The 19,626-nt window shown below is 44.8% G+C and carries 19 protein-coding genes and 1 pseudogene; 10 read left to right on the top strand and 10 right to left on the bottom strand.

The features are described 5' to 3' along the window. Nucleotides 1-293: 293 nt before the first annotated feature. Nucleotides 294-1,307: a CorA family divalent cation transporter gene (locus FTV30_RS04580; protein ID WP_005168743.1), complete on the bottom strand. Its 1,014-nt coding sequence runs from the start codon at nt 1,305-1,307 to the stop codon at nt 294-296. A gap of 152 nt (nt 1,308-1,459) precedes the next feature. Between FTV30_RS04580 and FTV30_RS04585 the strand changes: the two genes are divergently transcribed. Together FTV30_RS04585 and FTV30_RS04590 are read left to right on the top strand one after the other, a co-directional pair. Then, the gene (locus tag FTV30_RS04585) at nt 1,460-2,050 is read left to right on the top strand and encodes a TIGR00730 family Rossman fold protein (protein ID WP_005094184.1); all 591 of its coding nucleotides are present in this window, start codon (nt 1,460-1,462) and stop codon (nt 2,048-2,050) included. A 31-nt stretch (nt 2,051-2,081) separates the two neighbouring features. Beyond that, nucleotides 2,082-2,483, top strand: a pseudogene (locus FTV30_RS04590) (NUDIX domain-containing protein). A 3-nt stretch (nt 2,484-2,486) separates the two neighbouring features. Here the strand turns inward: FTV30_RS04590 and FTV30_RS04595 are convergent. Both FTV30_RS04595 and recG read right to left on the bottom strand, forming a co-directional pair. Next, nucleotides 2,487-3,122 carry a ComF family protein gene (locus FTV30_RS04595; RefSeq protein ID WP_074383589.1) on the bottom strand — a complete coding sequence of 212 codons (636 nt, stop codon included), beginning with the start codon at nt 3,120-3,122 and terminating at the stop codon, nt 2,487-2,489. Further along, a complete protein-coding gene (recG, locus tag FTV30_RS04600) occupies nt 3,109-5,154 on the bottom strand; it encodes an ATP-dependent DNA helicase RecG (RefSeq protein ID WP_005094175.1) in 2,046 nt (681 codons plus the stop codon). The genes FTV30_RS04595 and recG overlap by 14 nt, the downstream gene beginning before the upstream one ends. A gap of 33 nt (nt 5,155-5,187) precedes the next feature. On the opposite strand from recG, the gene FTV30_RS04605 reads away from it, so the two are divergent. Continuing rightward, the gene (locus FTV30_RS04605; RefSeq protein WP_005094173.1) at nt 5,188-6,003 is read left to right on the top strand and encodes an NAD-dependent epimerase/dehydratase family protein; all 816 of its coding nucleotides are present in this window, start codon (nt 5,188-5,190) and stop codon (nt 6,001-6,003) included. A gap of 139 nt (nt 6,004-6,142) precedes the next feature. Here the strand turns inward: FTV30_RS04605 and plsB are convergent, their stop codons facing one another. Next, complete coding sequence (plsB, locus tag FTV30_RS04610) at nt 6,143-8,710, bottom strand: glycerol-3-phosphate 1-O-acyltransferase PlsB (protein WP_180001110.1); 2,568 nt, start codon at nt 8,708-8,710, stop codon at nt 6,143-6,145. A 285-nt stretch (nt 8,711-8,995) separates the two neighbouring features. Here plsB and FTV30_RS04615 point away from each other — a divergent pair, with 285 nt between their 5' ends. Both FTV30_RS04615 and FTV30_RS04620 read left to right on the top strand, forming a co-directional pair. Next, nucleotides 8,996-9,868 (top strand): acyl-CoA thioesterase II, encoded by an 873-nt coding sequence (locus FTV30_RS04615; protein ID WP_005094170.1) that lies wholly within the window; start codon nt 8,996-8,998, stop codon nt 9,866-9,868. A gap of 177 nt (nt 9,869-10,045) precedes the next feature. Further along, the gene (locus tag FTV30_RS04620; protein WP_034608350.1) at nt 10,046-11,284 is read left to right on the top strand and encodes a dicarboxylate/amino acid:cation symporter; all 1,239 of its coding nucleotides are present in this window, start codon (nt 10,046-10,048) and stop codon (nt 11,282-11,284) included. Here FTV30_RS04620 and FTV30_RS04625 read toward each other — a convergent pair. The 6 genes from FTV30_RS04625 to FTV30_RS04650 form a co-directional block, all read right to left on the bottom strand. Continuing rightward, a complete protein-coding gene (locus FTV30_RS04625) occupies nt 11,281-11,700 on the bottom strand; it encodes a VOC family protein (protein WP_180001111.1) in 420 nt (139 codons plus the stop codon). The two genes, FTV30_RS04620 and FTV30_RS04625, sit on opposite strands and share 4 nt — an antisense overlap. Nucleotides 11,701-11,931: 231 nt before the next feature. Further along, complete coding sequence (gene yihA, locus FTV30_RS04630) at nt 11,932-12,876, bottom strand: ribosome biogenesis GTP-binding protein YihA/YsxC (protein ID WP_005168732.1); 945 nt, start codon at nt 12,874-12,876, stop codon at nt 11,932-11,934. Nucleotides 12,877-12,964: 88 nt separating this feature from the next. After that, a complete protein-coding gene (locus FTV30_RS04635) occupies nt 12,965-13,417 on the bottom strand; it encodes an Rrf2 family transcriptional regulator (RefSeq protein WP_180001112.1) in 453 nt (150 codons plus the stop codon). An 89-nt stretch (nt 13,418-13,506) separates the two neighbouring features. After that, entirely contained in the window at nt 13,507-14,718 is a 1,212-nt protein-coding gene (hmpA, locus tag FTV30_RS04640; RefSeq protein ID WP_100355133.1) for an NO-inducible flavohemoprotein, read from the bottom strand. Nucleotides 14,719-15,027: 309 nt separating this feature from the next. Further along, nucleotides 15,028-15,243 (bottom strand): hypothetical protein, encoded by a 216-nt coding sequence (locus FTV30_RS16435; RefSeq protein ID WP_180001093.1) that lies wholly within the window; start codon nt 15,241-15,243, stop codon nt 15,028-15,030. A 59-nt stretch (nt 15,244-15,302) separates the two neighbouring features. Continuing rightward, nucleotides 15,303-16,505, bottom strand: coding sequence for a PLP-dependent transferase (locus FTV30_RS04650; RefSeq protein WP_005094155.1), 1,203 nt, complete (start codon nt 16,503-16,505; stop codon nt 15,303-15,305). A 161-nt stretch (nt 16,506-16,666) separates the two neighbouring features. On the opposite strand from FTV30_RS04650, the gene FTV30_RS04655 reads away from it, so the two are divergent. The 5 genes from FTV30_RS04655 (at nt 16,667) to rplW (ending at nt 19,616) form a co-directional block, all read left to right on the top strand. Further along, complete coding sequence (locus tag FTV30_RS04655) at nt 16,667-17,428, top strand: type 1 glutamine amidotransferase (protein WP_180001113.1); 762 nt, start codon at nt 16,667-16,669, stop codon at nt 17,426-17,428. A 246-nt stretch (nt 17,429-17,674) separates the two neighbouring features. Further along, nucleotides 17,675-17,986, top strand: a complete 312-nt coding sequence (gene rpsJ / locus FTV30_RS04660; protein ID WP_000070912.1) for a 30S ribosomal protein S10 — start codon at nt 17,675-17,677, stop codon at nt 17,984-17,986. Nucleotides 17,987-18,046: 60 nt separating this feature from the next. Beyond that, a complete protein-coding gene (gene rplC, locus FTV30_RS04665; protein WP_005094152.1) occupies nt 18,047-18,685 on the top strand; it encodes a 50S ribosomal protein L3 in 639 nt (212 codons plus the stop codon). A gap of 11 nt (nt 18,686-18,696) precedes the next feature. Continuing rightward, nucleotides 18,697-19,299 carry a 50S ribosomal protein L4 gene (gene rplD, locus FTV30_RS04670; protein WP_005094150.1) on the top strand — a complete coding sequence of 201 codons (603 nt, stop codon included), beginning with the start codon at nt 18,697-18,699 and terminating at the stop codon, nt 19,297-19,299. Then, the gene (gene rplW, locus FTV30_RS04675) at nt 19,296-19,616 is read left to right on the top strand and encodes a 50S ribosomal protein L23 (RefSeq protein ID WP_005094149.1); all 321 of its coding nucleotides are present in this window, start codon (nt 19,296-19,298) and stop codon (nt 19,614-19,616) included. The genes rplD and rplW overlap by 4 nt, the downstream gene beginning before the upstream one ends. Nucleotides 19,617-19,626 lie beyond the last annotated feature (10 nt).

Genomic DNA, 19,626 nt, shown 5'->3' on the forward strand with positions numbered 1-19,626 from the left:
GATCAAATTTTAAGAAATCATTCAAATCAAATAGATCTAAATATGGATTGCACGTCCTCTCTGCCTCAGGGAGAGAGTTAGAGAGAGGGGTGTAAAAATCCTCCCTAACCATTTTCTTCACTTTTTAAAGAGAAGTTGAAGAGGGATTAAATAAATATGAATTAAATACAGGCATTTCTTGCGCTTCACTTTAATTAAAGAGCAAGTGAGACTTAGAAAGGGATATCTAATAAAAAAACCTCTCCCTGACAGGAAACATCTCTCCCTTTTCAAAAGGGAGGTTAGGAGGGATTCTAGATCCACTTCTTCCATCTAAAGTAAATCAATGGGCCAATCAGGAAGCCAATTAAAATAATACTGACCATGATGAAACTCATGGTGCCTTGTGCAAAGGGCAGCACTTCGGTGTTCATACCGTAAATACTGGCAATCAGCATTGGTGGCGCAAGCATACTCGGCAGAATCGAGAATCGACGAATGGTATCGTTCTGCTCAGTGTTAATGAATCCGGACGTGGTATCGAGCAGGAAACGTACTTTCTGGAACAAGAAAGCATCATGCTCGACCAGCGAGCGCACATCTTCACTCAGTTCTCGAATATCCGCATCATAAATATGACTGCCCAAGGCGCGTGGACGCGACAGGAAGGTCAGGACGCGGCGTAAATCGATTAAACACAGTTGCGCTTTACCCAACATATCTTCAAGTTGCGCCAAGCGGGTAATCATGTCATCCAGATCCAGAATCTGTTCACGATGGCGGTTATTCAACACTTCAGTTGAATATTTCTCTAAATCTTTATGCACATCTTCCAGAATATCGGCCAGCTCATCCAGCTTGGCTTCGAGTAAGCCCAATAAAATCCAGGTCGGATCTTTATAATCGATTTCATAATCATTGCGGCGCGCGCGAGCACGAAAGGCGCGAAAAGCCACCAGTTTTTCACCACGCAAAGTAAACAGACGATCCTTGTGCAGAATGAATGCAACGGTTTGTACTGTTGCCAGCATACTGGATTCATCTTCGTGTTCATTTTCGACCTGATAGTTTTTATTCTTGGTTAAAAAATAGGTGCTGATATGCAAAATACCGTCATCATCACGGTAAAATCGGGCACTCGAGGAAATATCTTCCAGCGATTTTAAGGTCGGTAAATTTTGCTCGTAGGCATCTAAAATCCATTGCTGCTCTTCCTGTGAAGGCGCAATCAGATCAAGCCAGACTAAATCTGGATGCAGGTCGAAATCACCATTAATCGTGATATCTTCTAAGCTACCGCGCTCTGTGGCGTAAAAGGCTTCAAGCATGCTGTCTTTTCTCCCGGGCGCAGTATGTGAATTGGAATGGGTGTATTTTAGACAAGGAATTGAATAAAAACACTGATATTAAGCAGTTATTTTGGTAAAAAGCGCACTTGCCGCGATTTCGTACAATATGGCGTCAATTAGAGGATGAAATGATGAATTCTATCGCAATTTTTTGTGGTTCAGCGCTTGGCTCGGATCCTCTTTATACGCAGGTTGCCGAAAAAGTCGGTCAGACTCTGGCGGCACGACAGCAAACGCTGGTTTATGGAGGAGGTCGTTCTGGCTTAATGGGTATTGTGGCTGATAGTGCATTGGCGGCGGGCGGTAAGGTGATAGGCGTAATTCCAAGGCAGCTGGTCAATCGTGAGCTGGCACATCCACATATTACCGAGCTGTATGTGGTGGATAATATGCATGAGCGTAAAACCCGGATGTCGGAACTGGCCCAGGGATTTATTGCCATTCCCGGTGGTGCAGGAACACTGGAAGAGATTTCTGAACAATGGACCTGGGCACAATTGGGAATTCATCAGAAGCCTTGTGCTTTTCTCAATACCGATGGTTTTTATGATGACCTGATTAAATTCATCCGTATGACCACGGAGAAGGGTTTTACTAAATCACGTTTTACTGAGGCTTTGATTATCAGTGATGATCTGGACGATATTTTGCGCCAATTCGAAAGTTATCAGCCGCCTGAAGCCAAATGGGGTATGGTTGATCAGACCGACCTTGTAAAATAAGTTATCTAGAATACGCAATTGTAGAAAATAAATGAAAGTGATTACGGTGGCTGCAGCCATTATTTTAAATGAAGCGCAGCAACTGCTGGTGGTTCGCAAGCAAGGAACATCCTGCTTTATGCAGGTCGGTGGCAAGCTGGAGCCAAATGAAACCCCGGAAGCCACCATGTTGCGTGAAATTCAGGAAGAAATTGGCACACAAGCCCAGATTCAGCAATTCATTGGCCGTTTTGAAACCTAGACTGCCAATGAACCTGATCATCAACTGGTGAGTTATGTCTATTGGGTAAGTCTCGATCAAGCACCTAAAATTGAAGCAGAAATCGCTGAAATGAAATGGGTTGATCTGGATGAAAACGAGGTGCTACTGGCACCCTTGACCACTGAAATTGTGATTCCTTGGGTGAAGGCACATTTACTCGCCCAAGCTTAAATTTTAGATTTGTGCACCTGCCAGACAGGCTGCATAAATTTTCTGACAGCCTAGCTCTTCAAGTTTTCGAGTGAGCGCTAGAATCGAACTGCCAGTCGTCACTACATCATCGATGATTAGCACGCGTCGGTAACGAATATTAGACGGTGTACTGATCTGAAACTGCGACTGGATATCTTCGATTCTTTCCAGACGGCTTAAGCCTTTTTGTGAATGCTGTTTCAGCCGGCTAACAGGTTGCCAGATGGGAACATTCAATTTTTTCGCCACATGCTTGGCCAGTACCAGAGATTGATTATAACCGCGTTCGGCCAGGCGTTCAGTCGAGATCGGCATCGGGACTATTGCACTGACTTTGGGTAATTCTAAACTCAACAGCGTACCGGCCAGTAAATTTTGCAAATGCAGCTTCTGTTCATATTTAAACAGCTGAATCAACCGATCCATTGGGTAGGCATAATCGCAGGCAATCTGAAACTGCATTTCTTGACGCTGAATGGTTTGATGTATCCACGGCAACTGCTGCCAGCAATCCTGACAGACTGAATAAATGCTCTGATAATCAGTCTGACACAACTGGCAGGGCTGAAGCGTATTCAGCTTGGAGATTCCCTGTGCCAGTAATTTAAACATAGGCATAACGCGGTGCTTCCGGTAGCCAGCGTTGTAATAACGCCTCAGCCTGATCTGGATAATCTTTTAAAATTTGCTGCGCCACATAATGTGCCTGATTGAGCAGGTGATCATCGCGTTCAAGTTTGGCCACGCGGAAATTCATATCGCCGGTTTGTTTAGTCCCCAGTAATTCACCTGGCCCACGCAATTCCAGATCTTTCTCGGCAATCATAAAACCATCATTGGTTTCACGCATGATTCTTAAGCGTTCCTGACCGTTTTGCGATAGTGGATGCTTGTATAGCAGGGCGCAGAAACTGGCTTTGGCACCACGGCCAACCCGACCACGTAGCTGATGTAGCTGTGACAGGCCTAAACGTTCGGCATTTTCAATCACCATAATGGAAGCGTTGGGTACATCGACCCCGACCTCAATTACGGTGGTGGCAATGAGTAGCTGTAATTCATTATTCTTAAATTGCTGCATCACCGCCTGTTTTTCATCGGCTTTCATTTTGCCATGTACCAGACCGATATTCAGCGCAGGAAAGCGTTCCCGAATTTCGGCAAAAGTGGCCTCCGCGGCTTGGGCATCTAAAGTTTCGGATTGCTCCACCAAGGTACAGACCCAATAGGCCTGTTTGCCTTCAGCGCAATTCGTCGCAATACGTTGCAGAACTTGTTCACGCCGATCCAGTGGAATGGTCACCGTTTGAATCGGGGTACGACCCGGTGGCAGCTCGTCAATCACCGAGGTATCCAGATCACCATAAGCCGACATGGCCAAGGTGCGGGGAATCGGGGTTGCGGTCATCACCAGCTGATGCGGGGACATGCCATCCAGGCCTTTATTTCTGAGTGCAAGACGTTGATCGACTCCAAAGCGGTGTTGCTCATCAATAATCACCAGACCGAGTTTGGCAAACTCGACATTCTCCTGAAACAGGGCGTGGGTGCCAATCACCAGATGGGCGCTCCCGTCCCGAATGACCTGTTCCGCTGCGGCGCGGGCTTTGCCTTTTTGCTTGCCGGACAGCCAAGCGATATTAAGACCTAGTGGCTCAAACCAGCGTTTAAAGTTGAGATAATGCTGCTCGGCCAGAATTTCGGTAGGTGCCATCAACGCCACTTGCCAGCTTTCTTCCAGGGCATGACAGGCTGCGACACCGGCCACCAATGTTTTGCCGGCACCGACATCGCCTTGCACCAGACGTAACATTGGTTTATTGGCTTTTAAATCTTGTGCGATTTCTTTGGATACACGTTTTTGCGCACCGGTCATTTCAAAAGCCAGACTGGCCAGAAGCTGTTTGGCATAGGTTTTACTCGGTGCAAATGAAGGGGCTTCAACCTGCTGAATAAAGGCACGCCGGGTCAATAAACTGATCTGATGCGCCACCAGTTCTTCAAAGATCAGGCGTTGCTGTGCGGGATGCGAGCCTTGTGCCAGTTGTAACATATTGGCATTGACTGGCGGATGATGGATATATTCCAGTGCCTGTTTTAACGCATAACCATTGCTAAATTTTGCTGGCAGCAGTTCAGGCAGATGATCGCTATACTGAGCCAAAGCCTGCTGAATATAATCGCGTATTTTTGGCTGGGTCAGACCTTCAGTGGCCGGGTAAATTGCGGTAAGTTGGGTTTGCGGTAGCGGGGTATCTTCAGTAATGACTTGCAGCTCGGGATGATACATTTCCAGACCGCGCGCACCGACCCGGACTTCACCAAAAATTCTTAAACGGTGACCGAGCTTGCAGCGATCGGTGATGCCTTTATAAATATGATAAAAACGCAAAGTAACTTTACCGTAATCATCATCCAGTAATACAGCCATGGACTTGCGTTTACCCGGCGGGAAATCCACACCTTTGACGATACCTTCGAGCAAATAGCTACGCCCCACGCTCAATTGATTCATGGGAATGATCGTGCTACGGTCTTCATAGTCACGTGGTAGATGAAAAAGCAAATCATCAGTATTGAAGATATTTAATTTTTCAAGTAATGCAGCGGCGGCATTGCCAACGCCTTGTAACTGATGGACTGCAGCCATGTCCCCTCAACCAGATTCGTGATTCGGTGCTCAATGCATATTCTATTTATCGGTTATGGTAAAACATCCCGGCGTGTTGCTAAACAACTATTTGAGCAAGGTCATCAAATTAGCACAATTAGCTCAAGTCCCAAAACAGATTCCTTTGCAACTCATCTGATTCAAGATGTGCATAAACTGAATTTAACGACAGTCACACCGATTGATTGGGTCTATGTATTGCTTAGTCCAAAACAAAGTACGGTTGAAGGCTATCAGTACACCTATCTGGATTCAGTTCAGCCGATTGTCACTGCCTTGAAACAGCATCCAGTGCAGCGGATTGTGGTGGTGTCATCGACACGGGTCTATGGGCAAAATGCTGGAGAAAATATCAATGATGAAACGCCTCTACAGCCCAACGATGTGCAAGGAAAAATCCTGTATCGGATGGAGCAGGCCTATTTAGCGGCTTATCCTGAGCAATGTACAATCATTCGCCCAAGTGGAATTTATGGAACATCGGTAGAGCGCTTACAAAAAATGGCAGTATCTATGACCAGCTATCCAAATCTGCACTGGTCAAACCGGATTCATATCGAAGATTTATCACATTTCTTGTCACAGATGATTCACGTGGAACATCCTGAGTCTTCTTATATTGTGAGCAATAACCAGCCACAGCTTTTACATGAAGTCTTGCAATGGTTTCAGCAGCAGATGGGGCTGCCTGTACTTAAGCTCGAGAGCGAGCAGGTCACCGGTAAAAAGCTCTATGCCACTCGGATGCAAAAAACAGGATTTGAATTAAAGCGTACAGATTGTTTTGAGGATTATTTGGAACTAATGAGGAAAAGTAATCCCTCCTAACCTCCCTTTAAAAAGGGAGGATTAAATTCCCGTTCCTTGTAGGAGAGAGCTGGGGAGAAGGGGAAGGATTTTAAATTCCCCCTCATCCCCCTTATGAAGCAGTGCTTCCCATCTCCTGAAAGAAGAGAGAATAAAAGCTTTACTTCTTTTTGCGCTTGGTACGTTTCTTGGCTTGTTCAGCCGCAACTGCATCAAGTGCTTCTTTGAGTTCTTCATCGGTAAAGGCGGTGATGTGATGCAGCATCTGTAATTTCACTTCATCCAGTACCAGATCTGCATATTGCGCTACGTTGGTCAGCTGCTCATCAAAAACAATGGCATTGTCGTCATTGGTACACAGATAACCTTTTTGGGTTAAGACTTTAATAAAGCTCTGGAACAGGGCTTTGTCGAAGAATTCTGGCGAGTTGAATTCGTATAGAACTGATAAACGCTGACCAACCAGATAGCTCAATTCTTCAACCTGACGGGTCGAAATATTGCCTGAACCACGTTGGGTAATCAGTGCCAAAGTCATGTAATAACGTTCCAGACTTTGAGTCACTGGTGCAGCCAGAACTTCGAGCTGATGATGGACTTCAGTATTGGGTGCCGGAGCAAGCAGATTTTCACCATCTTGCGTGATCAGTTTGGCAGAAATCAAGTTATCAATATGCGCATTGACTTGATCCTGAATCTCATCTTCACGCCATTTTAAAAACAGCTCTGCTTTTAGGAATGGGTACAGGGTGCTGCTGATGTTGACGACATCATCACGGCGAATCGTTCCATTGTGTTCAGCCAGTGCTGCAATCAATGACGGAAGCACAAAGGAATGCACGATATTGTTACGGAAATAAGTCAGCAAAACTGCCTGATTATCTTCAATGGCAATGATATCGCCCAGCACATGTTTTACCCGCTTGATCAGTTTCAGCTTCATTGCATAGGCAATAATTTCTTTGCCTGAAAGCGGTGTAACTTCCATCCGCTCATCATAAGGTAATGCCGCCAGCAGGGTACGATAAGTATCCAGCTGCTTGATACAGATTTCTTCATCCAGCGTATGTTTCGGTGTCGCCAACAGGATCAACGATAATAGCGATACCGGATTGATCACCACTGCACGGTTGATATTTTCCAGAATCGCTTGCGCAGAGCTGTTTACTGCATCAGAAACTGCTTGTGGAATTGGATCATCGTTCTTTTCAATTTTAATATTTTCTGCGCCATGCTGTTTCAGGATGTCATCCAGAAATACCGGCTCACCAAAATTCAGATGCACTTTACCGAAAATGCGTTCAATTTTGCGCAGGGTTTTGACAATACCAAAAATAGATTCGGCTTCTTTCGGCTTGCCGCTCATCTCACCGACATAAGTGCCGCCTTCCATCAGGCGTTCATAACCGATATAGGTCGGTACAAAGACAATTGGTTTGGCTTTGCCGCGTAAATGACCATGCACGGTCATCGCCAGCATCCCAGTTTTAGGTGGTAGCAAACGACCAGTACGTGAACGACCACCTTCGATAAAGTATTCCAGTGGGGTATTGCGTGATAGAACGCTATATAAATATTCTTTAAAGACTGTGGTATAGAGCGCATTGCCACGGAAAGTACGGCGGATAAAGAAGGCACCGCCACCACGTAAAATCTGACCCACAAAAGGCATGTTCAGGTTATCGCCCGCAGCGATATACGGCACCATCAAGCCACGACGATAGATCACATAAGACAATAACAAATAGTCGATGTGACTGCGGTGACATGGGGTATAGACAATCTCATAATCTTTGGCCAGTTCACGCACGGTACTGAAATTATGTACTTCTACGCCGTCATAAAGTTGCGTCCATAAACGAGTCAGGGCTTTATCGGCAAAACGTACAGTCGAATGAGAATAATCGGAAACAATTTCGTTTAGATAACCAATGGCACGACGTTCAGATTCCAGCATCGAGATTTTACTGCGAATACTGTCATTGCGAATCGCAGCCTGTACATCTGGCGATTTGATTAAACCGTGCATGACATTACGGCGATCGGACAGATCCGGCCCGAGAATCACTTCGCGCTGCCCATCCAGATAATCATTTAAAGTGCTAACAATATAAGTCGCTGGCGCTGAATTTGGATGCGTTTTTTTGGCATGCTCAATCATGGCACGTAAAGACTGGGGTTCGTGAAACTCTAAATAAGACTGACGGCCATGCAGACCGATATTGACCAGTTGCTTGACCCGGCTTGGCGTAGACCAGGTATCGGTAAATAGCAGTTTGAACCAGGAATCTTCTTTTTCAGGTTCACGTCCCCAAAGCACCGTGACTGGTACCAATTCCACATCTAGTTCAGGATGTTGTTCCAGGATTTCAATCAGGCGTAACAGGCGCGGCGGAAACGCATGCGGCGGTGAGCTGAGCAGGTTATTTTCATCATGATGCTGTAAAAACAGCAGCGAAGCTTTTTCCTTACTATTGCCCAGTTGCATTGGATCGAGCGCAGCTGGCAACTTTAAACGGCGGGTTTCTGCATCGACGACCAGCGCATTACTACGCGAATGGTTCTGTAAAACGTAGCAGACCAGCTTTCGTGATTCTGTTGCAGTCTGATCAGGTTCAGGTGCTGTCACTTCACTTGGTACTTCCCCAAGAACATGAGGGGTAACCACAAGATCAAGTAGCTTACTTGAAAGCTTGCGATACATTTGACCAAAGCCATTCTTGGACATAGCTGCTCCTAATTTTACTGACCAAAACCACAGGACTTCTGAGGGGATTTATTTTTGCGGGTTTCCAAAGCGAAACCATATATCTTTTTTTAACAACTTCAACAGAAGTGCTCTAATTTTAGCGTGAAAGCAGATGCTTTTCCTAGTCACTTATGACATCAGTATGACAGAACAGTCATGCAATCTTTAGAGTTTCGGTCTGATTTTGTGGCAGAATATTCCAGATTAATTATTTAGATCTGTTTTTCCATTTTTGGGATATCTCCAATATTACGTAGGTTGCTTATGAATGCCTTAACACAGGAACTGGTCGAGCTGCTTAGCTTGGAAAAGTTAGAAGAAAACATTTTTCGGGGAATCAGCCGTAATCTGGTGGGCAAGCGCGTGTTTGGTGGGCAGGTTTTAGGGCAGGCACTCCGCGCTGCGTCTTATACCACAGACCGTCCGGCACACTCGTTACATGCCTATTTTCTGTTTGGTGGAGATGTCAATGCACCGATTATTTATGAAGTGGATCGTATCCGTGACGGCAAGAGCTTTGTCAGCCGTCAAGTACGTGCGATTCAGCATGGTCGCACTATTTTTATGTGTATGGTGTCTTTTGCGCATCAGGAAGAAGGTCTCAATTACCAGATTTCAGAGCCGGAATATCCGCCAGCAGAAAGCCTGAAAAATGAAGCAGAACTGATCAAACAAATGATTGAGTTTATTCCGGAAAATGTCCGTGCGTCTTTCACCCGTGATCGTCATGTCGAGATTCGCCCGATCAATCCGCAAAACCCCTTTCAGCCGCAACCGGAAGCGCCGTCTTATGCGCACTATATCCGCACCCATGACCGAATTGCTGCAGAAGTGGATCAGATTTCTTTGCATCAGGCCATTGCCGCTTTCTATTCAGACTTTACCTTGATGACCACGGCACTGCGTCCACATGGTCTGAGTTATATTTCGCCAAGCCTGCAATGTGCCAGTATTGACCATGCCATGTACTTCCATAAGCCATTTCGTGCCGATGAATGGATGCTATATGACATGGATGCCACCCAGAGTGCCAGTTCACGTGGCCTGAATTTTGGACGGATGTGGCAGAATGGCGAACTGGTCTGTAGTACCACGCAGGAAGGGCTGATCCGCTTACGTGAAATCGAAACCCAATAATTTTTATATTTTTGCTCAAAAAAACCGAATCCCAGATTCGGTTTTTTTGTTTTTAATCCGCAGAACAATCATTATTTGAGATCTTGTTCTAGGCACGCGTTTATAAAATATTACTCGATTCTGTAGAATCGGCATGGCATAGTGCCGCTTAAGATCTATATTAAAATGCATGAAAAGATGAGCTTAAATACGCAAATTTTAATTGCCGCCGTATTGGGGGTGCTGTTTGGATTTTTACTCACGATATTTCCGCAGACCTCATTTTTTGATGTCAGTTTATACGGCATCGGCATCGTCAGCAGTGTTTTTATCGGCTTATTAAAAATGCTGTTGGTTCCGCTAATTTTTACGTCGATTGTGGTCGGGGTATCCAATCTGCAGGCAGGTGGACAACTGAATCGCACCTGGAAAATCACCCTGATGTGCTGTGTGACCACAACGACTTTGGCACTCATTTTAGGTCTGGCCTGTGCACATCTGTTTGATGTCGGCAAGGGTGTCGATGTACTGATGTTCCAGGATGCCATGGCGCAGCATCAGACTCCGGACACCTTAACGCCATCTTCTTTCTTTACCAATTTTATCCAAAATACCCTGATCAATCCGTTTAAGGCATTTTCAGATGGCAATGTCCTGGCAGTGGTGGTCTTTGCCTTGTTTGTCGGTGTGGCACTGGTCGCAGGCGGAGATAAATTCCGTACCGTGCGCAAGTTGAGTCACCAGTTTTTTGAAATCATGATGTTGATGATTGGCTGGGTGATGAAACTGGCACCTTTCGGTATTTTTGCTTTATTGGCCAAGCTGATCGCGACTGAGGATATTTCGGTACTCAGTCGTCTGGCTGAATTTGCGGCCGTGGTCACCGGAACCACCATTTTCCATGGCATCGTGGTATTGCCTTTATTGCTGTGGATTTTTGGCAAGATGGATCCGATCACGTTCTTTAAAGGCACACGCGCTGCTTTAATTACCGCATTTGCCACCAGTTCCAGTTCGGCCACCATGCCACTGTCAATGAAATGTGCGCAGGAAAATCTGGGCGTACGTCCGCATACGGCAGGTTTTGTGATTCCACTGGGAACACAGCTGAATATGGATGGCACAGCACTCTATGAAGCAGCCGCCGCCTTGTTTATTGCCAATTTAATGGGGCTGGATCTGAGTTTAGGGCAACAGCTGGTGGTCTGTGCCACGGCAATGATTGCATCCTTAGGCGCACCTGGGATTCCAAGCGCTGGCATGGTCACCATGATTATGGTGTTGCAATCTGTGGGATTGCCTGCCGAGGCGATTGCGATTTTATTGCCGATCGACCGTTTACTGGATACGGTACGTACCGTGGTGAATGTGCAGGGCGATATGATGATCAGTGTGGTGGTAGACCGGCATACCCGTGAACCTGAAGCGCCGGTTTAATCTTTATCTAAGTCCGGATTCCAGACAATTTCCCAGAGATGACCATTGGGATCCTGAAAATAACCAGCATATCCGCCATAAAAGGTGGTGTGTGCAGCTTTGATAATTTTAGCGCCCGCACGTTCAGCCAGTACCATGATCTGGTCAACCTCTAATGGACTATAGACATTATGTCCCAGCGCCATTTGGGTTGGGCAGATCGGGCTCAATTCAAGACCGGTATCTTGCTGAAGGCTGCGCTGCGGCCATAAGGCAAGCTTAAGACCGGATTGCAGTTGAATAAACGCCACCGCACCATATTCAAATTCCTGCCCCATAATTTCGTCGCTTTTAAAGCCTAAACCCTCACAATAAAATTGCAATGACTGTTCTATGTCCTGAACAGCCAGCGTAATCACAGAGATAGATGGTTTCATAATGGGTTCCTGATCTAAGGCTGATCAAGATTTATTCTAATATGAATCAGGATTTAATCACTAAGTAAACAATGCAGTCTTCATGTAAAAACAGGTAAATCTGATCAATCCGGCGCTGCTATCACTTGACCAGCTTGATATGGTGAAAATCACCTTAGAAAAAAACCTCCGTTATGCGGCATAACGGAGGTTTTTAATTTAAATCAATCAATCAAATATTTTGTCATTTGATTATTCAGCTGAGCGTTTATTCTGGTTTAGCTCATCTGCTGCTTTAAGTTCTGACTGATCCTGCTCAAGTAATTCAAGCGGTTCTTCAGCTTCATTTAAGTCATGCGGTGAAACCTCACCAATAGCAGTTGCATCAGACCCAGAGTCGAGTTCAACTGGTTCATCGAATTGATTTAGATCATGAGCCGATACTTCCGGAATACTGTCCAAATCAAATTGAGTTGATTGATCTAAAGTGAAATTCAGACGGCCGCCCATGACGCTGGCCAGTTCTTCAAGTCCCTCTTTGTTCATGGAGGAGAACAATTGAATCGAGAAGTCCAGTTTCATTTTTTTCAATGCAGCTTTGACTTCCTGAAGCGCTTTAGAGGCAGGGCCACGATTCAGCTTATCTGATTTGGTTAAAAGAACATGCACAAACAAATGACGTGAATAAGCCCATTCCAGCATCATCACATCAAAGTGTTGTAGCGGATGACGAATATCCATCAACAGCACCAAGCCCTGTAAGCTTTTGCGATGAATCAGATAATTTTCCAGTTCTTTTTGCCAAACAATTTTCATCGCCTCTGGTACGGCAGCATAGCCATAGCCTGGTAAATCGACCAGACGCTGATCTGGATTACCCAAGCTAAAAAAGTTAATCATCTGGGTGCGGCCGGGTCTTTTTGATGCACGTGCCAACTGTTTCTGGTTGGTCAGGGCATTAATCGCACTGGATTTACCGGCATTGGAGCGACCGGCAAAAGCAATTTCATAGCCTGTATCTTCTACACAAAGACTGAGTTTTGGTGCACTCATTAAAAATTCGGCTTTGCGTAGCCAGTTGAGTGAGCGCACAGAATATTCAGTAATAGCAGAATCAACTTTTTTCTCGTAGCTGATCTTTTGCTTGGGTGCATGGGCTGTCTTACTGTTTTTGGATTTTCCTCTGCTGTGGTGCATAACTCAACTTCAATAAATGATCTACAAAGAAACATTATAAAGGAAGTCGCACAGGCAAGCGAACTTTGCTTTGCAATGCTATTGCAACTTAATCCATCAGGTTAATTAAACCGATTGGAGAAACAGTACTAAAATGAGATTGGTTAGATGGGGTGAGCACATCGGCCAGCGTATATTGGTTCAGGCTTTGGTAAAACTGTTCCAGCGCATGGTCGAGAATACCTTTTAAACCACAATTGCTACGCAGTACGCAGGGTGGGGTATTACATTCGACAATCACATGATTTTCACCCTGCAAGCTAAGCACGATCTCACTGAGTTTTAGATTTAGTGTAGTAGGATTTAAGCGGATGCCGCCGCCTTTACCGCGTGTGGCAATAATCCAGTCTTGTTTCGACATGAAATGCACAATCTTCATTAAATGATTTTGTGACACATACAAATCTCGCGCAATTTCCGCAATCGTATACGGCGTATCTCGCGGCTGGGAGATGTACATTAAAATACGCAAAGCATAGTCGGTAAATTTGTTTAATTGCATGATCGCACTAATATCTTTAAGAATTAAATAGATAAGGGCTAGTCTAGCATAACCAGACTAGCCCCACCTATTCAGCTTGAAGCGAGGGCTTAGTGGTGAACCCCACCTGTACCAAATGCTTCACTATGAATATTTTCAGCAGGAATACCGCGGGCAACGAGTGCTTTTTGCTGTTCTGCCATAAATGGCATTGGGCCGCAAAGGTAGTAATCGGCATTGACTGGTAACAGCGCTGCATCAACTGTACTCAGATCCAGACGACCTGCTACATCATAATCCTCACCCAGTTTGTCAGCTTGATGTGGAAATTCATAAGCAGTAAGGGTGCTTAAGCGCGGATATTTTGCTTTCAGGTCATGAATATGCTGGTGCATCGCATGAACCTGTTTGCTACGGCAAGCATGGATAAAGGTCACAGGTTGTGGCATATCCAGAGTCACCAGCTGGTTCAGCATCGCGATCATTGGCGTCAGGCCAACACCACCACTGATAAACACATTACGTTTAGCTGGATCGATCAGGTAGAAGTTACCTGTTGGTGCAGATACTTCAATTTCTGAACCTTCCGGCAAACCATGTAGAGTGTTAGACACCCAACCTGCAACTTGATCTGCGCCATTGCCCGGTTCACGTTTAACTGAAATACGCAAATAGTCTGCTTGAGGGCTGGTTGAAAGCGTATATTGACGCGGCTGTTTTAAGCCAAGTTCTTCTACGAATACACGAACTGAAATATATTGACCGGCTTCATATTTCGGTAAATCACCACCATCGACCGGTTGTAGATAAATTGAAGTAATCTCGTCACTTTCCACTACTTTTTGGGCAATTTTGAAATTGCGCCAGCCTAACCAGCTACCTTTGGTTTGCTGATGCTGCTCATAGATCGTTTTTTCAGTGCTGATGAACAAGTCAGCCAATTGACCATAAGCTGTAGCCCAAGCATCAATTAATGGATCTTCCATCGGGATGCTTAATACTTCACTAATAGAATGCAGCAGGTTTTCACCCACAATATTATAGTCTGGCGCTTGAATGTTTAAGCTCACGTGTTTATGCGCGATCAGCTCAACCACAGGTAAAAGTACAGATGGGTCTTCAATATTTTCGGCATAGGCCAATACAGCGCCGGCAAGGGCTTGCGCCTGTGCACCACTGCGTTGGTGACCCATATTAAACGTTTCTTTAAGGGCAGGGTTGTTGCCTAACATGCGGTTATAAAAATAGCCCGTGAGTGCCACACCATTTTCGCGGAGTACAGGCACTGTTGCTTTTACAAGGTCAATTTGCTGCGGAGTCATGTTTGATCTCTCATGGCTGTTTATTTATAAGATGTATTTAAAATACATCTTAAAGCGTGCCTTGTAAATACATCTTTTAATAAAACCATAAAAAAATTATGGGATATCTGAATATCCCATAATTTTAAAAATCTTGATAGGAATAAATCGTGCTATTTTCACTGAAAAAGCAGTCATGAAACTCGCGGACAATTCTCCCCGGTATCATCTCCGAGCCTGCGTGCGCAGTTTGATAAATCGATCAGTATCTTTTATGAACTCTTCAGGTTGCCTAAGTCGCGTGTTCTAATTCCTTTGGTTGCTCACCGGTTAGAGGTCACTGTTCCTTGGCTTGCTGTTTTGCAAATTCTGCTTGTTTGGCATTTTTTTGAGGTTTAGCCACTTGGGTTTTTGCAGCATTTCAAAAGCACTATTCCGATCGACACCCTGTTCATAAATAAGAGTGACTGTTTTTTTAGTTTCAGTTAAACCGACAAGCAGACCATGCCGACTGGCAAGCTGTGAACGTAAAACAATGTCTTGCATGGTATTTGTGGTTTTTTAGCAATACCAAGTGGTGCTTACATAACTTTTCCTATTGTTTATCATTCATTTTTAGGCTTTTTCATGTGTTCTAGGGCGTACTGGATATCTTGAATCAAATCTTGCGGATGTTCCAGTCCGATACAGAAACGAACCAGAAAGCCATGTTTTAAATGTGAATGTTCCAGTACACGCATGTCTTTTAAGTTATAGAGCATGACCAGGCTGACAGGGCCACCCCAGCTAAAGCCGAGCTTAAACAGGTTTAAGCTGTCACAGAAATTGCGAATATCTTGCAGCTTATAAGAATGATCAAAAATCACGCTAACCAGGCCGGCACTTTGACCTGTCTTACAAATATCTTTCCAGTATTGATGTCCAGCGCAATCTGGATCGGCTGGATGTAAAACTTGAACAAGCTCAGTTTGCTGTTTGAGCCACTTCATTAAAGTCAGTGCGCTTTCGGACTGATGCTGATAACGCAGTTGCATCGAAGCCAGACTGCGTTGTACCTGCGCCACATCATCACCAGAAACACTAATGCCCTGAATGGCATGGGTACGGAACAGTTTGTGATGCAGGGTTTTATCTCGTGTAACAACTGAGCCCATCAAGATGTCGCCACCACCGCTTGGATATTTGGTCAGGGCATGAACCGTGATATCGACACTTAAATGCTCTTCGCCAAAATCAAAAGCATTAAAAGCCAGACCTGCGCCCCAGGTATTATCCAGCGCCGTCAAAATATGATGTGCCTGGGCTTTTTTGATTAAACCGACCAGATCTGGAAACTCCAGTGTGACTGAACCGGCCGCTTCCAGCCAAAGCAGTTTTGCTTTTTCACTTGGTGTAAAGGTTTCGACCTCAAGCGGGTTATACACTTTGACCGCAATGCCATAACGCGTTTCCAGATTGCGCAGATGTTCCATGTTTGGGCCATAGATGTTATCGGCAACCCAGACTTCATCACCTTGGCTCAAGAAACAAGAATTCACCAGGTTAATGGCGGATAAACCGCTCGGCGCAAGTAGGCAGTATTCACCCCCTTCAATTTGCGCGATGTTATCGCCTAAGGTGAATGTCGTGGGTGTGCCGTGGGTGCCGTAGCTATAGTCATAAGCATCGGTCCAGTGGCGATTAAATAGCGCATCAGTATTCTCAAAAATAATGGTCGATGCACGAAACAGGGGAGGTTGAACCGTAGAAATGGATTGAGGGGCTTTTCGTGGTGCATGAATCAGAGTGGTTTGAGCGTTTTTTTTCACGTGAATGCCCTTAAATGTAATCAAATATTACCTTAGCTTAAGAGAATCTGTGACTCACTGCCAGTTCGGTTGTGAATTGTTAAAAAAATTGGTCCTTGAAAAAAGTTGGCTTCATTTTTGCAAAACCTAAAACTATCTAGCTAAAAAATAGGTTGAGGAGCATGAAGTCGCATTTAAAAGTGCATTATTTTCAGCATATTGCTGGCGAAGGTTATGGTAGTTGTCATGAGTTTTTAAAGCAGTATCAGGCGTACATTAGTGCGACTGAGTTTTTTGCTTTACCGTTGGATCGTCCTTTAGAGATTGAGGCTTTGCCAAGGGTTGAGGACGTCGATTTACTGATCATCATGGGCGGAACCATGAGTGTCAATGATGAGGCGAATTTCCCTTGGTTAAAGATAGAGAAACGCTGGTTGCGTCGTTATCTGTCACATGGCAAACCGGCAATCGGTTTATGCCTGGGTGGACAATTGATTGCCAATGCATTGGGGGCGGGCGTCAGTCGTAATCCTGAGCAGGAATTGGGCTGGGCCACGGTACACAAGGTAGCCAATCTACCGCAAGAATGTTTTAGCTTGCCCGAACAGTTCAATATTCTGCAATGGCATAGTGAAAGCTTTGAAATACCCAAAGGGGCAGTGCATCTGGCAGAAAACCAAGCCTGTCGTAATCAGATGTACCAGTTGGGCAAAAATGTACTCGGTTTTCAGTTTCATCCAGAGAGTACTCCAGAAACCCTGTCTTTATTTTTGGAAGATGAGGAGCAGCTTGCACAATTTTCAGGAAAATATGTTCAGGATCTCTCTGAATTAAAAAAGACCTATAAAAATAAGTTTGTTGAAGGAAATCAGATATTAAATCGAGCTATAGAATATGTCTTGGCGAAAACTGCCCCGCATTCAGAAAATAAACTCTTGTTTTAGGGGGTAAATTGAAAACTTGGATAAAACCATAAAAGGGATTTGCTTATGCATTAAACAATGGCTATAATAAGCGACCCTTCGATAGGAAGGGGGTTAACTGCGAATAAAGTAGTTAACTATCGTTACAGTCGTGGCATCGATCACGACCTTAGTGATATTTCACTGCTCTTGACACTTACCCGTATTAAAGTGGGGTGAGATGCGTCAGGAGTGATTCTTTATATATTTGGCTTGGAGTTTACTGGTATGTCTAACCAGAGAATTCGTATCCGTCTTAAGTCTTTTGATCATCGCCTGATTGATCAATCTGCTCAAGAAATCGTAGAAACCGCAAAACGTACTGGCGCACAAGTGTGTGGTCCAATTCCAATGCCAACACGCATTGAACGTTTTAACGTTTTAACATCACCACACGTAAACAAAGACGCGCGTGACCAGTACGAAATTCGTACTTACAAGCGTTTGATCGACATCGTTCAACCTACAGACAAAACTGTAGATGCATTGATGAAGTTAGATCTTGCAGCTGGTGTTGATGTTCAGATCGCATTGGGTTAAGGCTTTCGGGTTAATTAACACTCTAAGTTAATTAGGCCGCTTTTTTAGAGGTTTATGCACATGGCTATTGGTTTAGTCGGTCGCAAGTGCGGTATGACACGTATCTTTACAGATGCTGGTGTTTCTGTGCCTGTTACAGTGATTGAGGTTGATCCTAACCGCATCACTCAAATCAAAACGCTTGAAACTGATGGTTATCAAGCGATTCAAATCACTACTGGTGAACGTCGCGAATCTCGCGTAACTAACGCTCAGAAAGGCCACTTCGCGAAAGCAGGTGTTGCAGCTGGTCGTCTAGTTCAAGAATTCCGCGCTACAGAAGCTGATCTTGAAGGTCGTGAAGTTGGTGGTACGCTTACCGTTGAATTGTTCCAGGTTGGTCAAGTTGTTGACGTAACTGGTCAATCTAAAGGTAAAGGTTTCCAAGGTGGTGTTAAGCGTTGGAACTTCCGTACGCAAGATGCAACTCACGGTAACTCGCTTTCTCACCGTGTTTTAGGTTCTACTGGTCAAAACCAGACTCCTGGTCGCGTATTCAAAGGCAAAAAAATGGCTGGCCATTTAGGTGCTGAACGCGTAACTACACAGGGTCTTGAGATCGTTGCTATCGACACAGAACGTTCAGTTCTTGTTGTTAAAGGCGCGGTTCCTGGTGCTACTGGTGGCGACGTAATCGTTCGTCCTACGATCAAGGCCTGAGGGGAAATAACGTGAATTTAAATACTGTTTCCGGCTCTGCTGTTGAATTATCAGAAGTTGCGTTCGGTCGTGAATTTAATGAAGCTCTTGTTCACCAAGTGGTTACAGCTTATTTAGCTGGTGGCCGTCAAGGTTCAAAAGCTCAGAAATCACGTGCAGACGTTTCTGGCGGTGGCCGCAAGCCATTCCGTCAAAAAGGTACTGGCCGTGCTCGTGCTGGTTCTATTCGTAGCCCAATCTGGGTTGGCGGTGGTAAAACTTTTGCTGCTCGTCCACAAGACTGGTCTCAAAAAGTAAACCGTAAAATGTACCGCGGTGCTATGCAATGCATCATGGCTGAACTTGTTCGTCAAGATCGCCTAATTTTAGTTGATGAGTTTGCTGTTGCAGCTCCAAAAACTAAAGAATTGCTTGCAAAGCTTAACGACTTGAATGCAACTCGTGCATTGATCGTTACCGATGCTGTTGATGAGAACTTGTATCTTGCTGCACGCAATATTCCACACGTAGATGTGGTTGATGCTGCTGCAATCGATCCGGTTAGCTTGATTGCGTTCGACAAAGTTGTTATGTCTGTAGCTGCTGCTAAGAAAATTGAGGTAGAACTCGGATGAACAACGAACGTATCTATCAAGTCCTGCAAGGACCTGTATTCTCAGAAAAAGCACAAGTTTTAGGTGAAACTGCTGGTGTTCAAGTGTTTAAAGTTGCTATCAACGCAAACAAGCTTGAAATCAAAAAAGCAGTGGAACAACTCTTTGGTGTAGAAGTTGTTAAAGTTAACACGACTATCACTAAAGGTAAGTCTAAACGCTTTGGTAAAACATTAGGACGTCGTTCTGATGTTAAAAAAGCATACGTCACCCTGAAAGCTGGCCAAGATGTTGAAATGGCTGACTTGGGCGATACCGCTGAAAGCACAGCGGAATAAGGACGAGAAT

This window comes from Acinetobacter sp. YH12255 (assembly GCF_013417355.1).
Taxonomy (GTDB): domain Bacteria; phylum Pseudomonadota; class Gammaproteobacteria; order Pseudomonadales; family Moraxellaceae; genus Acinetobacter; species Acinetobacter pseudolwoffii.

Coding starts and splice junctions, on each gene's coding strand:
- yihA (WP_005168732.1), bottom strand. CDS start 12,876: ATGCACCACAGCAGAGGAAAATCCAAAAACAGTAAGACAGCCCATGCA.
- FTV30_RS04585 (WP_005094184.1), top strand. CDS start 1,460: ATGAATTCTATCGCAATTTTTTGTGGTTCAGCGCTTGGCTCGGATCCT.
- FTV30_RS04605 (WP_005094173.1), top strand. CDS start 5,188: ATGCATATTCTATTTATCGGTTATGGTAAAACATCCCGGCGTGTTGCT.
- FTV30_RS16435 (WP_180001093.1), bottom strand. CDS start 15,243: ATGCAAGACATTGTTTTACGTTCACAGCTTGCCAGTCGGCATGGTCTG.
- recG (WP_005094175.1), bottom strand. CDS start 5,154: ATGGCTGCAGTCCATCAGTTACAAGGCGTTGGCAATGCCGCCGCTGCA.
- rplC (WP_005094152.1), top strand. CDS start 18,047: ATGGCTATTGGTTTAGTCGGTCGCAAGTGCGGTATGACACGTATCTTT.
- FTV30_RS04620 (WP_034608350.1), top strand. CDS start 10,046: ATGAGCTTAAATACGCAAATTTTAATTGCCGCCGTATTGGGGGTGCTG.
- hmpA (WP_100355133.1), bottom strand. CDS start 14,718: ATGACTCCGCAGCAAATTGACCTTGTAAAAGCAACAGTGCCTGTACTC.
- FTV30_RS04595 (WP_074383589.1), bottom strand. CDS start 3,122: ATGCCTATGTTTAAATTACTGGCACAGGGAATCTCCAAGCTGAATACG.
- rplW (WP_005094149.1), top strand. CDS start 19,296: ATGAACAACGAACGTATCTATCAAGTCCTGCAAGGACCTGTATTCTCA.
- plsB (WP_180001110.1), bottom strand. CDS start 8,710: ATGTCCAAGAATGGCTTTGGTCAAATGTATCGCAAGCTTTCAAGTAAG.
- rpsJ (WP_000070912.1), top strand. CDS start 17,675: ATGTCTAACCAGAGAATTCGTATCCGTCTTAAGTCTTTTGATCATCGC.
- FTV30_RS04625 (WP_180001111.1), bottom strand. CDS start 11,700: ATGAAACCATCTATCTCTGTGATTACGCTGGCTGTTCAGGACATAGAA.
- FTV30_RS04655 (WP_180001113.1), top strand. CDS start 16,667: ATGAAGTCGCATTTAAAAGTGCATTATTTTCAGCATATTGCTGGCGAA.
- FTV30_RS04580 (WP_005168743.1), bottom strand. CDS start 1,307: ATGCTTGAAGCCTTTTACGCCACAGAGCGCGGTAGCTTAGAAGATATC.
- FTV30_RS04635 (WP_180001112.1), bottom strand. CDS start 13,417: ATGCAATTAAACAAATTTACCGACTATGCTTTGCGTATTTTAATGTAC.
- FTV30_RS04615 (WP_005094170.1), top strand. CDS start 8,996: ATGAATGCCTTAACACAGGAACTGGTCGAGCTGCTTAGCTTGGAAAAG.